This window comes from Luteimonas sp. Soil_C_16, assembly GCF_057657295.1.
The window spans coordinates 189,473-204,624 of the sequence record NZ_JBDGIS010000008.1; the positions used below are offsets into that span (position 1 = coordinate 189,473).

Below are 15,152 nucleotides of genomic sequence, written 5' to 3' on the forward strand. Positions count from 1 at the left end.
GAAGAAGGAACGGTCAGTCATGGGTCGTCACCCGTTCCGGCACAGGCTTGGTTCTGTCGAGCACGGTCCAGATCGGCATCGTGAAGAAGAACAGGAAGTAGAGGATCGTCAGGCCACGGCCGATCCAGGTCTCGACGGGATCGGTGCCGGGGCCTGCGCCGATCTTGCCGAGCCACACGAAGCACACCACCAGCACGGCGAGCATGATCTTGGTGATCGGGCCGCGGTAGCGATGCGACTTGACCTTGCAGCGGTCCAGCCACGGCACAAGAAACAGGATCGCGATTGCACCGAACATCACCAGCACGCCGCTGAGCTTGTGCGGCACCACGCGCAACATCGCGTAGTACGGCGTGTAGTACCAGACCGGCTTGATGTGCTCGGGCGTCACCAGGCGGTTGGCCTCGGTGAAGTTGTCGTGCTCGAGGAACCAGCCGCCGAACGCGGGCGCGAAGAAGATGATGAAGGCGGCGATGATCAGGAAGAAGCAGACGTAGAAGCCGTCCTTCACCGAGTAGTACGGGTGGAACGGAATGCCGTCGGCCGGCGCGGTCGGCGACCAGCGATTGCCCTTCGGGCCGTACTTGATCTCGACGCCGTCGGGATTGTTCGAACCCACCTCGTGCAGCGCGCCCAGGTGCAGCACCACCAGCAGCAGCAGCACCAGCGGCAGCGCGATGACGTGCAAGGCGAAGAAGCGGTTGAGCGTGGCATCGCTGGGCAGGTAGTCGCCCATGATCCACTCGGTCAGGCCGTTGCCGATCACCGGAATCGCGCCGAACAGCGAGATGATGACCTTCGCGCCCCAGAACGACATCTGGCCCCACGGCAGCACGTAGCCGAGGAAGGCTTCGGCCATCAGCACCAGGTAGATCAGCATGCCGAGGATCCACACCAGTTCGCGCGGCTTCTTGTAACTGCCGTACATCAGGCCGCGGAACATGTGGATGTAGACCACGATGAAGAACAGCGACGCACCCGTGGAGTGCATGTAGCGGATCAGCCAGCCCCACTCCACGTCGCGCATGATGTATTCGACCGAGGCGAAGGCTTCCGTCGCGCTCGGCTTGTAGTGCATCGTCAGGAAGATGCCGGTCAGGATCTGGTTGACCAGCACCACCAGTGACAGCACGCCGAAGATGTACCAGATGTTGAAGTTCTTCGGCGCGTAGTACTCGGTCATGTGCTTGCGGTACATCGGCATCAAGGCCGGTGCGCGCTCGGTGACCCAGTTGAAGACGCCGTTGGCGCCGCGGACGAGGACGTTGGCCATCAGGCGGCTCCCTGCGGATCGACGCCGATGACAAGCGTGTTGTCGTCGACGTAGTGATGCGGCGGCACGAGCAGGTTCGTCGGTGCGGGCACGCCGTCGTAGACGCGGCCGGCCATGTCGAACTTCGACTTGTGGCAGGGACAGAAGTAACCGCCCTTCCAGTTGGCGTCGAACGGCGCCGGCCGGATCTCGGCGACCATCTCCGGCGAGCAGCCCAGATGCGTGCACAGACCGACCAGCACCGAGATGTCGGCCTTGATCGAGCGCAGTTCGGGGTTCGCCTCCAGCACGTACGCCGGCTGCTGGTCGGGATTCCCGGATTCGGGATCCTTGAGCATGCCGTCGAGCGTCGGCAGCGCCTCGAGAATCGCCTTGGAGCGCTTGACGATCCAAATCGGCTGCCCGCGCCACTCGGCGACCAGACGTTGGCCCTCCTGCAGCGCACTGATGTCCACGGTCACCGGCGCACCGGCGAGCTTGGCCCGGGCGCTGGGGTTCCATGACTTGATGAACGGAATCGCGGTCACACCCGCGCCCACCGCTCCCACGACGAGGGTACTGGCGGTCAGGAACCGACGCCGCCCCTCATTGACTGGACCATCCCCACCAGGTCCGCTCACCGCTTCATCGACCATCCGGTACCCCGCCCTCTTTCGGTAGCTGTTGCGTACTGGCTGCCGCGGACCGTTTCGCCCGCGTGGGACGGCTGGCCGCATATAGAGAGGCCCGAGTGTAGCGGAACCCTGAATCGACCGACAATCGATTTGCAGATGCCGGATGCGGATCCCGGCTCAGCGGCTGGCGAGCTGGCCGCGATACCGGTCGGCCAGCGTGCCGACCCGGACCACGTAGCGCTGGGTCTCGGCGTACGGCGGCACCCCGCCGTGGCGCTGCACGGCGCCTTCGCCGGCGTTGTAGCCGGCCGCGGCCAGGGTCAGATCGCCGTTGAACCGCTTGAGCAGCCACGCGAGGTACTCGACGCCGCCGCGGATATTCTGCTCGGGGTCGAAGGCGTTGACCACGCCGAAACGCGCGGCCGTGGCCGGCATCAGCTGCATCAGGCCCTGGGCACCGGCGCGCGAGAGCGCATTGGGATTGAACGCGGACTCGGCGTGCATGATCGCCCGCACGATCGCTTCCTCGACCCCGAACTCGCGGGCGGCGCGCGCGACCTCGTCGCGGTAGGCGTTCTCGTTGAGCCGCACGCTGCCGAAGTTCACCCCCGGCGCCGCGCCGCAGGCGTAGCAGGTCTCGAAGAAGCTGTAGCGGATCGTGCGGACCGCGGCGACCTGCGCACCACCGGTCGGCCGGCTGCTGCTGTAGTGACGCACGCCGTCCTTCACATACGAGTAGACCTGGCCCTGCTGCAGGCGCCGCTGGTTGCTGCCGGGCTGGGCTCGCGGTGTCGGTGCCGCGGTCGCGGTGGCGACGGGCCGTGCCGATGCCGTCGTGGCTGCGGGCGCAGGCGAAGAGGTGCCGCCCATGAAGGTCGCGGGCGCGCCGCTGTCGACGTTCGCGGGTGCCGTCGCCGGCGTGGGCGTTGCCGCTGCCGGGCGCGACGCGCGGGTGCCGCTGGAACGCGGCGCCGCGGGCGCGCTGCTGACGAGCCGGCAACTGGCGCCGCTGACGCGCTTGCTGACGTACTGCGGGATGCCGTCACCGGAATCGCAGCGATACAGCGTGCTGCCGGCAACCGGAAAGGCCGCCAGCAGACCGAGTGTCGCGATGAGTCCCCATCCCCGTTTCACGATGCGGAGTGTCCGATGTTCGGCGGCGGTTGCCAAGTGCTTGATTGTGAACGGCGCCGACGGTTCTCCGGCGCAGCCCGGAGGACGCGGACGCGGCGCTTGCCGGTACACTGCCCGCCCCATTCCAGCCATCCGGCCCGGACTCAACACCGCGCCCCGGACATGCCATGACCCAGACCGCATCCGCGGCGCCGAGCGCGCCTGCTTCCGACCTGTCCGTTTCGCCGGCGCCCGGCGCTGCCGCGCCGCGCGGCAAGCTCTACATCCAGACCCACGGGTGCCAGATGAACGAGTACGACTCGGCCAAGATGGCCGACGTGCTCGCCGCCAGTGATGGTCTGGAACTCACCGACAACGTCGAGGACGCGGACGTCGTGCTGGTCAACACCTGCTCGATCCGCGAGAAGGCGCAGGAAAAGGTCTTCAGCCAGCTCGGCCGCTGGAAGGCGCTCAAGAAGGACGGCAAGCCGGTGCTGATCGGCGTCGGCGGCTGCGTGGCGTCGCAGGAAGGCGAGGCGATCGTCAAGCGCGCGCCCTACGTGGATCTGGTGTTCGGCCCGCAGACCCTGCATCGCCTGCCCGAGCTGATCCGCGCCAAGCGCGAGACCGGCCTGCCGCAGGTCGACATCAGCTTTCCCGAGATCGAGAAGTTCGACCGCCTGCCCGAGCCGCGCGCCGAGGGGCCGAGCGCGTTCGTGTCGATCATGGAAGGCTGCTCGAAGTACTGCTCGTTCTGCGTGGTGCCCTACACGCGCGGCGAGGAAGTCAGCCGGCCGTTCGAGGACGTGCTGGTCGAGGTCGTGCAACTGGCCGGCCAGGGCGTGCGCGAGATCAACCTGCTCGGCCAGAACGTCAACGCCTATCGCGGCCCGATGGGAGACGGCGCCGACGCGAGCCTCGGCTCGCGGGAGCAGCCCGTCGCCGATCTCGGCCTGCTGATCCGCACGATCGCCGAGATCGACGGTGTCGACCGCATCCGCTTCACCACCTCGCACCCGCTGGAGTTCTCCGACTCGCTGGTCGAGGCCTATCGCGACGTGCCGCAGCTCGCGAATTACCTGCATCTGCCGGTGCAGGCCGGGAGCGACCGCATCCTGTCGGCGATGAAGCGCGGCTACACCGCACTGGAATTCAAGCAGAAGATCCGCAAGCTCCGCGCGGTGCGGCCGGACATCTCGATCAGTTCGGATTTCATCGTCGGCTTCCCCGGCGAGACCGACGCCGATTTCGAGAAGACGATGAAGCTGATCGAGGACGTCGGCTTCGACCAGTCGTTCTCCTTCATCTATTCGCGCCGCCCGGGCACGCCGGCCTCGGATCTCGAGGATTCGGTGACCCAGGAAGAAAAGCATGCGCGCCTGTCGCGTCTGCAGGCGCACATCAATGCGTATGCCGCCGGCATTTCCGAACGCATGGTCGGCACCGTGCAGACGGTGCTGGTCGAAGGTCCCTCTCGCAAGGATCCGGCCGAGCTCACCGGCAAGACCGAGAACATGCGGTCGGTGAACTTCCCGGCGCCGGCGCGCCTGATCGGCCAGTTCGTCGACGTCGAGATCACCGCGGCGCTGAGCAATTCGCTGCGCGGTCGCCTGGTGCTGCGCGACACCGACTGAACCGCGCCGCGGCACGGCTTTACACGTTCTCCTGTCGCGCCCCTCGCTAGAATCCGCGCCATGACCAACGCCCTCCCCGAACGCACCTTCCTGCTCGAGCCCGCGGACTCCGAGCGCCTGTCCAATCTCGCCGGTCCGTTCGACGGCCATCTGCGCCAGATCGAACTGCGCCTGGGCGTGGAGATCGCCAACCGCGGCAACATCTTCCGCGTCACCGGGCGCGACGAGGCCATGCTCGACCGCACCGAGAAGCTGCTCAAGGCGCTGTACGCCGAGAGCGAGGCCGAGGTGTTCGACAGCCATGCCATCAACCTGCGGTTGAGCCCGGCGAACGTCGAAGAGGACTACACACCGCAGGAAGTCTCGGTGCGGGTCAAGCGCGGCACGATCCGCGGGCGCGGCGCGAACCAGGCCAAATACCTCCACAAGATCACCGGCCACGACATCAATTTCGGCGTCGGCCCGGCGGGTACCGGCAAGACCTTCCTCGCGGTCGCGATGGCGGTCGAGGCGCTCAACGAAGCCAAGGTGCAGCGCCTGATCCTGGTGCGGCCGGCGGTCGAGGCGGGCGAGAAGCTCGGCTTCCTGCCCGGCGATCTGACCCAGAAGGTCGATCCCTATCTGCGCCCGCTCTACGACGCGCTGTACGAAATGCTCGGCGTCGAAAAAGTGGCCAAGCTGCTGGAACGCAACGTCATCGAGATCGCGCCGCTGGCCTACATGCGCGGCCGCACACTCAACGATGCGTTCGTGATCCTCGACGAGGCGCAGAACACCACGATCGAACAGATGAAGATGTTCCTGACCCGCCTCGGCTTCGGCTCGACCGCGGTCGTCACCGGCGACCTCACCCAGATCGATCTGCCCAAGCACGTGAAGTCCGGCCTGCGCGATGCGATCGAGGTGCTGCACGAGGTCGACGGCGTCAGCTTCACGTTCTTCGAAGCACGCGACGTGGTGCGCCATCCGCTGGTCGCGCGCATCGTCACCGCCTACGAGCGCCGCGACGCCAGCGACGCGGCCACCGGCCCGGCGGCGCAGGGATGACGCAAGGCCCCACCCGCCTCGATGTCGCAATCGGCTATGCGCTGCCGCGCAAGGGCCTGCCGGCCGCGGCGAGTTTCCGGAAGTGGGCTGCGGCCGCACTGGCCGGACGCATCCGCGAGGCGGATCTGGCGATCCGGATCGTCGACGAGGACGAAGGCCGTGCGCTCAACCGCCATTACCGCGGCAAGGACTACGCGACCAACGTGCTGAGCTTCCCCGCGGAACTGCCGGAAGGCCTGCCCGAGGGCGTGCATCTGCCGCTGCTCGGAGACCTCGTCATCTGCGCATCGGTGGTCGCGCGCGAGGCCACGGAGCAGGCCAAGTCCTTGAACGCGCACTACGCGCACCTCACCGTCCACGGCGTGCTCCACCTGCTCGGCTGGGACCACGAGGACGACAAGGACGCCGAGGCGATGGAGCAGCTCGAGCGCGAGATCCTCGCCGGTCTCGGCATCGACGATCCCTACGCCGGCGAGCTGCGCTGACGGGCGCCTCCACGGCGGCCTGATAGACTGCCACCAAGGCCCATCCGGGCGATTCGCGAACACGCAGCACGCCATGTCCGAGGACGACAGTCGACCTTCCCCCGCTTCCGAACCCCAGGAGCGCCGCCGCGGCTGGCTCGAGCGCCTGAGCTCGGCCATTTCAGGCGAGCCGAGCAACCGCGAGGACCTCGTGGAACTGCTCCGCGATACCCATGCCGATGGCCTCATTGACGCCGATACGCTGCGCATGTTCGAAGGTGCGCTGGGCATTTCCAGCAAAACGGTCGGTGACGTGATGGTGCCGCGCGCGCAGATGGTCGCGTTGCCGTCCGATGCGCCCTTCCTCGAGCTGATGAAGCAGGTCGTCGATTCCGGCCACTCGCGCTTTCCGGTGCACGGCGACGACAAGGACGAGATTCTCGGCATCCTGCTGGCCAAGGATCTGCTGCGCGGCGTGGTGGCCGACAACGGCCCCGGCTCGATCCACGAGCTGCTGCGCCCCGCGGTGCTGATTCCCGAATCCAAGAAGCTCAATGTGCTGCTGCGCGAGTTCCGCCTGTCGCGCAACCACATGGCGATCGTCATCGACGAGTACGGCGGCGTCGCCGGCCTGGTGACGATCGAGGACGTGCTGGAGGAGATCGTCGGCGAGATCGACGACGAACACGACGACGCCGAGGATCCCAACGCGTTGATCGCGGCCCAGGCCGACGGCCAGTTCGCGGTCAGCGCGCTGACCCCGATCGCCGATTTCAACGAGCGCTTCGGGTCCGATTTCGACGACGCCGAGTACGACACGATCGGTGGCGTGATCACCGGTGCGATCGGCCATCTGCCCGAGGTCGGCGAGGAACTCACGCTCGGCCGCTTCGCGTTCCGGGTGACCGATGCCGACTCGCGACGTCTGCACGCGCTGCACGTCAGCGTGCATGCCGAAGCCTGATCTGCTGCGCGGACGGGCGCGCACGTTCGCGCGTGCGTGTGTCCTGTTGCTGTGCCTGACGCTGTGGCCGCTGCTCGCGGTCGCACAGGACGCGGGCGCGCCGCGCATCGGCGTGGCGACGATGCAGCCCGGCGACGTGTTCTTCGAACGCTTCGGCCACAACGCGCTGGTCGTCGACGATCCGGGCGAGCCGGAACCGCTGTCGTACAACTTCGGCTTCTTCGATCCGAACGAGCCGGATTTCGTGCCGCGTTTCATCCGCGGCGACATGCGTTACATGCTGGCCGCGTTGCCGCTGGCAGATGACCTGGCCTACTACCGCGATGTCGGCCGCGGCGTGTCGATCCAGTGGCTGGATCTCGACCCCGCGCAGGCGCGCGAGCTCGCCGGCGCGCTGGCCGAGAACGCGAAACCCGAGAACGCGCACTACCGCTACGACTACTTCACCGACAACTGCTCCACGCGCGTGCGCGACGCGATCGACACCGCGCTCGGCGGCGCGCTGCGCAGCCAGTTGCAGGGCCGCTCGCGTGGCAACACCTACCGCGGCGACGCGGTGCGGCTGGCCTCGCCGGCGCCGTGGATGTGGCTGGGCTTCGACATCGGCCTGGGGCCGTCCGCCGATCGACCGAATGCCTTGTGGGAAGACGCCTTCGTGCCGATGCGGCTGGCCGAAGCGCTGCGCAGCGCGCGCAATGTCGATGGCCGTCCGCTGGTCTCCGGTGAGCAGATCATCGTGCCGCACACGCAGGCACCGGAACCGGTCGAGCGCGCGCGTCTGTTGTGGCCGTGGCTGGTGGCCGGTCTCGCACTGGGCGTGGCGATTCTCGTCGCCGGCCGGTTCGCACCGCGTGCGTTGGCCGCGATCGCCCTGCCGTTCTGGACCCTGAGCGCCCTGCTCGGCGGCGTGATGCTGTTCCTGTGGCTGGGCAGCGAACACGTCTTCGCCTGGCGCAATCACAACCTGCTGCTGTTCAACCCGCTGTGCCTGCTGCTGCTGCCGGGCGGCTGGCGCATGGCACGTGGACGCGCACCCGGTGCACTGTTCGGCTGGGTGCTGACCGTCGTGCTGGTGTGCGGCATCGTGGCGCTGTTCCTGCACTGGCTGCCGGTACTGCCGCAGCGCAATGCGGCGTGGCTGTCGCTGCTGATGCCGGTGCATGTGGGGTTGTGGTGCGCGCTTCGCAGGCGACACGCCCGGTAGGACCACGCCTGCGGGGACGCGCATCGCTGCATACGTATGCACCCCGACCACGCGGAATGCGCGTGCAAGAATCCGGACGCACGCACGATTGCACGCGTCTGGGAGGGCGCCGCACGATGTCGAACCGTCTCGTCGGATTACTGGCCGCACTGCTGCCGCTCGCCACCCTCACCGCACTCGCTGCCGAACCGCGCACCAGCGCGCGTGCCGTATCGCCGGATGGACGCATCACCGTCGAGGTCACGACCGACACCGAAGGCCGCGCCAGCTACGCCGTCAGTCGCGACGGCCGCCCGGTCATCGCGCCGTCGCGCCTGGGCCTGATGTTCACCGACACGCGCAAGTTCGAACGCAATCTGGCGATCGTCGACCAGCGCACGCAGGCGCACGATGAGCGCTGGGAGCAGCCCTGGGGCGAGCGCCGCGAGATGCGCGACCACCACACCGCATTGCGGGTCACGCTGGCCGAGACCGCCGGACCGAAGCGCCGCTTCGACGTCGTGTTCCGGGTGTTCGACGACGGTGTGGGCTTCCGCTACGACGTTCCGAAACAGCCCGGGCTGGATCGCCTGTCGATCGCCGAGGAACTGACCGAGTTCGACATCGCCGATGCCGCGACCGCGTGGTGGATTCCCGCGTTCGAATGGAACCGCGAGGAGTACATCTATCACCGCACGCCGGTCGAGCAGGTCGGCCAGGCGCAGACGCCGGTCACGCTGCGCACCGGTGACGGCCTGCACCTGTCGATCCACGAAGCAGCGCTGGTCGACTACTCGGGCATGAATCTGGCGCGCGTCGACGGTCGCCGCTTCCGCGCCGCGCTGACGCCGGGCATCGGCGCGGCCAAGGTCGAAGTGGCCACGCCATTCGCGACGCCCTGGCGCACGATCCAGATCAGTGATCGCGCAGGCGGTCTGGTCGAGTCGGGCCTGATCCTCAACCTCAATGCACCCAACGCGCTCGGCGATGTGTCGTGGGTGCGGCCGATGAAGTACGTCGGCATCTGGTGGGAGATGCACCTCGACCGCAAGACCTGGGCGTCGGGGCCCAAGCACGGCGCGACCACCGCGCATGCGATCCGGCACATCGATTTCGCCGCGGCGAACGGCTTCGGCGGCGTGCTGGTGGAAGGCTGGAACGTCGGCTGGGACGGCGACTGGTTCGGCAACGGCGAGACCTTCAGCTTCACCCGGCCCTACCCCGATTTCGACATCGAAGCGGTGACCCGCCACGCGCGCGACAAGGGCGTGACCCTGATCGGCCACCACGAAACCTCCGGCCACGCCGCGCACTACGAAGCGCAGCTCGACGATGCAATGGCGCTCTACGGACGCCTCGGCGTACAGGCGGTCAAGACCGGTTACGTCGCCGACGCGGGCCAGGCCAAGGTGCGTGGCGACGACGGCGCGCTGCACTACGCCTGGCACGAAGGTCAGGCGATGGTGCGCCACCACCAGAAGGTGATCGAGGCTGCGGCGGCGCAGCACATCAGCGTCAATCCGCACGAGCCGGTGAAGGACACCGGCCTGCGCCGCACGTATCCGAACCTCGTCACGCGCGAGGGCGCGCGCGGCATGGAATACAACGCCTGGGGCCAGCCGGGCAATCCACCGGAACACGAAGCGACGCTGGTCTACACGCGCCTGCTCGCCGGGCCGATGGACTTCACCCCGGGCATCTTCGGCATGGATACCAAGTCCGGCACGCCGATGGCGACGACGCTGGCCAAGCAGCTGGCGCTGTACGTGGTGATCTATAGCCCGCTGCAGATGGCGGCCGATCTGCTCGAACACTACGAATCGCGGCCCGAGGCATTCCAGTTCGTCCGCGACGTGCCGGTGGACTGGGAAGAGACGCGCGCGCTCGAGGGCGCCGTCGGCGAGTTCGCGGTGATCGCACGCCGCGAGCGCAGTGGCGACGACTGGTATCTGGGCGCGGTGACCGACGACACCGCGCGCACGGTCGCGCTGCCGCTGGATTTCCTCGACCCGGACCGTCGCTACACCGCGCAGATCTACCGCGACGGCGACGGCGCGGGCTGGCGCACCGATCCGCATGCGATCGCGATCGAATCGCGCGAGGTCGGCGCCGGCGACACGCTGTCGATCGCGATGGCATCGGGCGGCGGCCAGGCGGTGCGTTTCATCGCACGCTGAGCGTCAGGCGCGCGCCTACCGGGCGCGCCGCGCTTGTCGAGCGGACCGCGCTGGCGGACGATGGCGCGATGCAGACCCCAGCCGATCCAGTCGTCGCCGCGGCACCCGCCGCCGCCAATCCAGCCTGCGTGGTCAATTGCGCCGTATACGGGCCGGATGGCCGCAAGCAGAACATCCTGCTCGACGACATCAGCGAGGTCCTGGCGGTCGACGACGGCAGCTTCGTGTGGATCGGCCTGTACGAGCCGGCCGCCGAGGTGCTCGCGCAGCTGCAGGAAGAGTTCTGCCTGCACGATCTCGCGATCGAGGACGCCGGCAAGGCGCACCAGCGGCCGAAGATTGAGGCCTACGGCGATTCGCTGTTCATCGTGGCCAACACCGCGCAGGCGATCGACGAACGCATCGCCTACGGGGAGACCCACATCTTCCTGGGCGCGCGCTATCTGGTGACCGTGCGCCACGGGGCGTCGCTGTCGTATGCGCCGGCGCGGCAACGCATCGAACGCGAGCCCGAACTGATGGCGATGGGCGCGCCGGCGGCGCTGTACGCGGTGCTCGACGCGATCGTCGACAACTATCTGCCGATCGTCGACGACTTCAAGACCACGCTCAATGCGCTCGAGCAGGACATCATCAGCGAGCAGTTCCATCGCGGCATCGTGATCCGGCTCTACCAGCTCAAGCGCGAGCTGACCTACATGCGCGTCGCGGTGACGCCATTGCAGGACGTGCTCTCGCAGCTCGTGCGCAGCAGCAGCCCGCTGATTCCCAGCGACGCCAAGCTCTACATCCGCGACGTGCTCGACCACTCGGTGCGCATCAACGAGACCATCGACGCGATCCGCGACATCCTCGGCACCGCGCTGGGCGTCAACCAGGCGCTGGTGACGCTGACCCAGGGCGAGATCGTCAAGAAGCTCGGTGCCTGGGCCGCCCTGCTCGCCGCGCCGACGCTGATCACCAGTTGGTACGGCATGAACTTCCACGGCATGCCCGAACTCGACGAACGCTACGCGTATCCCGTACTGATCGGCGGCGTGGGCGTGGTGATGGTCGTGCTCTACCGGATGTTCAAGAAGGCGCGCTGGCTGTAGCCGCGCGCCTGCCGACTCAACCCGGCCAGAAGCGCACGAACAGTTCGCGGATCGCCAGACCGCCCCCGCCGATCAGGATCGCGAAGTAGACCATCGTCAGCACGTTGGCGACGTGGCCCAGCAGCACCATCAGTCCGTCGCGCTGCAGCAGGCCGATCGCCAGGCACATCAGGGCGACACCGGGAATCGTGTTGCTGAAGGGAATGAAGCCGAACGGTGCCATCAGCAGCACCGCGCCGAGGACCAGCGCGCCGTCGTTGACCAGACCCATCGCGCGACCGTCGGTCAGTCGCGCCAGACGTCCTGGCTTCGTGATGCGCTCCAGACGACGGACCCACGTCAGGCCGGTATCGAGCGCGCCGCGCAGCCGGCCCGCGGGCACCGTGCGCCGACGCACCGCATCGGGCAGCCACAGCGCGCGACCGGCCATGCGCGCGAATCCGATCAGCACGATCACCGCGCCGAACACGGTGCTGACGCCGGGAATCGACACCGGAATCAGGAACACCAGCGTCAGCAGGATCACCAGCAGCAACATGCCCTGGGTTCCGAGCTCATCGACCAGCGGACCGACCTGCACGTCGCCATCGGGCAAGCGCGCGATCAGCGACTGCAGTTGCCCGCGCAGCGTCGGGGTGTCGTTCGCGCCGGTCATCGTGCCGCGTGCTCGATCGATTCTGGAACGGGGGCGGACCTGCGGCGCAGGCCGTTCGCGACAGCCTGCATGGGCGCTCGACACGGAATTCGGAAGCGCGATGCTAGCAGGCGATGCACATGTCTACGACGAAAGTCTTAAGACCCTGGCGCCGCATTCGACCGATTGCGCATTGACCCCACGCGTCCCCGGGGCGACCCTGTGCGCGTCTTCCCGGGGATTAACTGAAAATGAAGGGTGCCATCAATCACGTAGTCTGGGGCGCGGTCGCGCTGCTGGGCGCGTCCTGTATGGGCGTTGTCGCCCTGCGACAAGGCGAACAGATCAGCGCGCTCTGGATCGTCGTGGCCGCAGTCTCGATCTATCTGGTCGCCTACCGGTATTACAGCCTCTACATCGCCGACAAGGTGTTGGGCCTCAATCCGCGTCGGGCCACCCCCGCGCACGTCAACAACGACGGCCTCGATTACGTACCGACCAACAAGCACGTGCTGTTCGGTCACCACTTCGCCGCCATCGCTGGTGCCGGTCCGCTGGTCGGTCCCGTGCTCGCCGCGCAGATGGGCTACCTGCCCGGCATGCTGTGGCTGATCGTCGGCGTGGTGCTCGCAGGCGCCGTGCAGGACTTCATGGTCCTCTTCATTTCCACGCGCCGGAACGGCCGTTCGCTCGGTGATCTGGTGCGCGAGGAAATGGGCCAGGTCGCCGGCACCATCGCGCTGTTCGGCGCCTTCATGATCATGATCATCATCCTCGCGGTGCTGGCGATGATCGTCGTCAAGGCACTGGCCGAGAGCCCGTGGGGCATGTTCACGGTGATCGCGACGATGCCCATCGCGGTCTTCATGGGCATCTACATGCGCTACATCCGCCCGGGCAAGATCGGCGAGATCTCGATCTTCGGCATCATCGCTCTGCTCGCCGCGATCTGGTTCGGTGGCAAGGTCGGCGCGGATCCCTACTGGGGCCCGGCCTTCACCTTCACCGGCACCCAGATCACCTGGATGCTGATCGGTTACGGCTTCGTCGCCGCGACCCTGCCGGTATGGCTACTGCTGGCCCCGCGCGACTACCTGTCGACGTTCCTCAAGATCGGCGTGATCGTCGCGCTGGCCATCGGTATCGTCATCGCCAGCCCGGAAGTCACCACGCTGAAGATGCCGGCGCTGACCGAGTTCGCCTCCACCGGCGACGGTCCGGTCTGGAAGGGCGGCCTGTTCCCGTTCCTCTTCATCACGATCGCCTGCGGCGCCGTCTCGGGCTTCCATGCGCTGATTTCCTCGGGTACCACGCCCAAGCTGCTCGCCAACGAAACCCACGCCCGCTACATCGGCTACGGCGGCATGCTGATGGAATCGTTCGTGGCGATCATGGCGCTGGTCGCGGCCTCGATCCTCGATCCGGGCATCTACTTCGCGATGAACAGCCCCGCAGCGGTGCTCGGCACAGACGTGCAGAGCGCGGCGGCCGCGGTCAGCCAGATGGGCTTCGTCATCACGCCCGAGGCGCTGGAACTCAAGGCCCAGCAGATCGGCGAAGGCACCATCATCTCGCGCGCCGGTGGCGCACCGACGCTCGCTGTCGGCATCGCGGTGATCCTGCACGACGCCCTGCCCGGCACCGGCGACGGCGCCATGGCGTTCTGGTACCACTTCGCGATCCTGTTCGAGGCGCTCTTCATCCTGACCGCCGTCGACGCAGGTACCCGTGCCGGTCGCTTCATGCTGCAGGACCTGCTGGGCAACTTCGTGCCGGTGCTGCGCAAGACCGACAACTGGGGTGCGAACGCACTCGGCACCGCGGGCTGCGTCGCGCTGTGGGGCTACTTCCTCTATCAGGGCGTCGTGGATCCGCTGGGTGGCATCAACACCCTGTGGCCGCTGTTCGGTATCGCCAACCAGATGCTCGCGGGCATCGCACTGATGTTGTGCACGGTGGTGCTCTTCAAGATGAAGAAGGACCGCTACGCGTGGGTGACCATCGTGCCGGCATCGTGGCTGCTGATCTGCACCACGGCCGCGGGTCTGATCAAGCTGTTCGACCCGAAGCCGGCCATGGGCTTCCTCGCCCAGGCCCGCCACTACCAGGCGGCGCTGGCCAACGGCGAACTGCTGGGTGCGGCCAAGACCGCGGGCCAGATGCGTCAGGTCATCATCAACGGCTACGTCAATGCCGGCCTGACGGCGCTGTTCCTGTTCGTGGTCTTCAGCGTGCTGTTCTTCGCCGTCCGCGCCATTCTCAAGGCCCGCCGCGCATCCGCGCCGACGGCCAAGGAATCGGCGTTCGTCGAACTGACGCCCGAACAGCAGCAGGCCTGGCTGTGACGGCGCGGCGCGTGACCGGAGTGCCGAACTGATGGCCGGCGCGCTGGTTCCCGTCGAGTACTTCGCCACGCACAAGCGTGTGTGGCGGAGAGTCGTCCAGACGGCGCGGCTGTGCTGCGGCGTCCCCGACTACGACAACTACGTGCGCCACATCCTCGAGAAGCATCCCGACCGCGAGCCGATGGACTACAAGACGTTCTTCCGCGAACGGCAGGAAGCCCGCTTCGGCGGACGCAGCGGATTCCGCTGCTGCTGATCCAGGGCGACACGTGATACGACGACGGGCGGAACCTCAGGGTTCCGCCCGTTTTCGTTTTGGCGATGCCGGCGTGTCACGACAGATGACCGGGTTTGCTTTTGCGGGCGCAGCCTGCCCAGGCGCCGGCTTCTAGCACCGCTGATCAAGTCGAGTTGCGCTCGTCATCCACGCGGCTTTCAACAGACGCATGTCTGGTATGGCGGGAGTGACGGTTCTTTCAACATTCCTCAAGCTTTTGCTCTTGCTTCGGCTTCGGCTTCGGCTTCGGCTTCCAGCCTTTGACTTGAATCGAGCCGTAGAGCGAGCCGAGCACCGGAGCCTGGCGTGGCCGAAGAGCAGCCCATGTCTGAG

The 15,152-nt window shown here is 67.2% G+C and carries 13 protein-coding genes; 9 read left to right on the plus strand and 4 right to left on the minus strand.

Going from position 1 to position 15,152, the window contains the following annotated elements; genetic code table 11:
• Positions 1-13: 13 nt before the first annotated feature.
• The 3 genes from AC3A5T_RS15280 to AC3A5T_RS15290 all read right to left on the minus strand — a co-directional run bounded on the left by AC3A5T_RS15280 (position 14) and on the right by AC3A5T_RS15290 (position 3,021).
• A complete protein-coding gene (locus AC3A5T_RS15280; protein ID WP_487629279.1) occupies positions 14-1,273 on the minus strand; it encodes a cytochrome b in 1,260 nt (419 codons plus the stop codon).
• The gene (petA, locus tag AC3A5T_RS15285) at positions 1,273-1,908 is read right to left on the minus strand and encodes a ubiquinol-cytochrome c reductase iron-sulfur subunit (protein ID WP_425497184.1); all 636 of its coding nucleotides are present in this window, start codon (positions 1,906-1,908) and stop codon (positions 1,273-1,275) included. The genes AC3A5T_RS15280 and petA overlap by 1 nt, the downstream gene beginning before the upstream one ends.
• A 156-nt stretch (positions 1,909-2,064) precedes the next feature.
• A complete protein-coding gene (locus AC3A5T_RS15290; RefSeq protein WP_487629280.1) occupies positions 2,065-3,021 on the minus strand; it encodes a lytic transglycosylase domain-containing protein in 957 nt (318 codons plus the stop codon).
• 167 nt (positions 3,022-3,188) lie between these two features.
• Between AC3A5T_RS15290 and miaB the strand changes: the two genes are divergently transcribed.
• The 7 genes from miaB (at position 3,189) to AC3A5T_RS15325 (ending at position 11,563) form a co-directional block, all read left to right on the plus strand.
• On the plus strand, positions 3,189-4,634 hold the full coding sequence (gene miaB / locus AC3A5T_RS15295) for a tRNA (N6-isopentenyl adenosine(37)-C2)-methylthiotransferase MiaB (RefSeq protein ID WP_487629281.1): 1,446 nt from the start codon (positions 3,189-3,191) through the stop codon (positions 4,632-4,634).
• Between the two features lie 60 nt (positions 4,635-4,694).
• Entirely contained in the window at positions 4,695-5,681 is a 987-nt protein-coding gene (locus tag AC3A5T_RS15300) for a PhoH family protein (RefSeq protein WP_487629282.1), read from the plus strand.
• Entirely contained in the window at positions 5,678-6,166 is a 489-nt protein-coding gene (gene ybeY / locus AC3A5T_RS15305) for an rRNA maturation RNase YbeY (protein ID WP_487629283.1), read from the plus strand. The genes AC3A5T_RS15300 and ybeY overlap by 4 nt, the downstream gene beginning before the upstream one ends.
• A gap of 73 nt (positions 6,167-6,239) precedes the next feature.
• Positions 6,240-7,109: a CorC family transporter gene (locus tag AC3A5T_RS15310; protein WP_332076598.1), complete on the plus strand. Its 870-nt coding sequence runs from the start codon at positions 6,240-6,242 to the stop codon at positions 7,107-7,109.
• Positions 7,096-8,313, plus strand: coding sequence for a lipoprotein N-acyltransferase Lnb domain-containing protein (locus AC3A5T_RS15315; RefSeq protein WP_487629284.1), 1,218 nt, complete (start codon positions 7,096-7,098; stop codon positions 8,311-8,313). The genes AC3A5T_RS15310 and AC3A5T_RS15315 overlap by 14 nt, the downstream gene beginning before the upstream one ends.
• A gap of 116 nt (positions 8,314-8,429) precedes the next feature.
• Positions 8,430-10,469 (plus strand): glycoside hydrolase family 97 protein, encoded by a 2,040-nt coding sequence (locus tag AC3A5T_RS15320; protein WP_487629285.1) that lies wholly within the window; start codon positions 8,430-8,432, stop codon positions 10,467-10,469.
• 68 nt (positions 10,470-10,537) lie between these two features.
• The gene (locus AC3A5T_RS15325) at positions 10,538-11,563 is read left to right on the plus strand and encodes a magnesium and cobalt transport protein CorA (RefSeq protein ID WP_487629286.1); all 1,026 of its coding nucleotides are present in this window, start codon (positions 10,538-10,540) and stop codon (positions 11,561-11,563) included.
• Between the two features lie 16 nt (positions 11,564-11,579).
• On the opposite strand, the gene AC3A5T_RS15330 is transcribed toward AC3A5T_RS15325, so the two are convergent.
• The gene (locus tag AC3A5T_RS15330) at positions 11,580-12,218 is read right to left on the minus strand and encodes an exopolysaccharide biosynthesis protein (RefSeq protein WP_487629287.1); all 639 of its coding nucleotides are present in this window, start codon (positions 12,216-12,218) and stop codon (positions 11,580-11,582) included.
• 230 nt (positions 12,219-12,448) lie between these two features.
• Here AC3A5T_RS15330 and AC3A5T_RS15335 point away from each other — a divergent pair, with 230 nt between their 5' ends.
• Positions 12,449-14,542 carry a carbon starvation CstA family protein gene (locus tag AC3A5T_RS15335; RefSeq protein ID WP_332076594.1) on the plus strand — a complete coding sequence of 698 codons (2,094 nt, stop codon included), beginning with the start codon at positions 12,449-12,451 and terminating at the stop codon, positions 14,540-14,542.
• Between the two features lie 31 nt (positions 14,543-14,573).
• Complete coding sequence (locus AC3A5T_RS15340) at positions 14,574-14,798, plus strand: YbdD/YjiX family protein (RefSeq protein ID WP_332076593.1); 225 nt, start codon at positions 14,574-14,576, stop codon at positions 14,796-14,798.
• The last annotated feature ends 354 nt before the right edge of the window (positions 14,799-15,152 follow it).

Coding starts and splice junctions, on each gene's coding strand:
- AC3A5T_RS15280 (WP_487629279.1), bottom strand. CDS start 1,273: ATGGCCAACGTCCTCGTCCGCGGCGCCAACGGCGTCTTCAACTGGGTC.
- petA (WP_425497184.1), bottom strand. CDS start 1,908: ATGGTCGATGAAGCGGTGAGCGGACCTGGTGGGGATGGTCCAGTCAAT.
- miaB (WP_487629281.1), top strand. CDS start 3,189: ATGACCCAGACCGCATCCGCGGCGCCGAGCGCGCCTGCTTCCGACCTG.
- AC3A5T_RS15300 (WP_487629282.1), top strand. CDS start 4,695: ATGACCAACGCCCTCCCCGAACGCACCTTCCTGCTCGAGCCCGCGGAC.
- ybeY (WP_487629283.1), top strand. CDS start 5,678: ATGACGCAAGGCCCCACCCGCCTCGATGTCGCAATCGGCTATGCGCTG.
- AC3A5T_RS15310 (WP_332076598.1), top strand. CDS start 6,240: ATGTCCGAGGACGACAGTCGACCTTCCCCCGCTTCCGAACCCCAGGAG.
- AC3A5T_RS15315 (WP_487629284.1), top strand. CDS start 7,096: ATGCCGAAGCCTGATCTGCTGCGCGGACGGGCGCGCACGTTCGCGCGT.
- AC3A5T_RS15320 (WP_487629285.1), top strand. CDS start 8,430: ATGTCGAACCGTCTCGTCGGATTACTGGCCGCACTGCTGCCGCTCGCC.
- AC3A5T_RS15325 (WP_487629286.1), top strand. CDS start 10,538: ATGCAGACCCCAGCCGATCCAGTCGTCGCCGCGGCACCCGCCGCCGCC.
- AC3A5T_RS15330 (WP_487629287.1), bottom strand. CDS start 12,218: ATGACCGGCGCGAACGACACCCCGACGCTGCGCGGGCAACTGCAGTCG.
- AC3A5T_RS15335 (WP_332076594.1), top strand. CDS start 12,449: ATGAAGGGTGCCATCAATCACGTAGTCTGGGGCGCGGTCGCGCTGCTG.
- AC3A5T_RS15340 (WP_332076593.1), top strand. CDS start 14,574: ATGGCCGGCGCGCTGGTTCCCGTCGAGTACTTCGCCACGCACAAGCGT.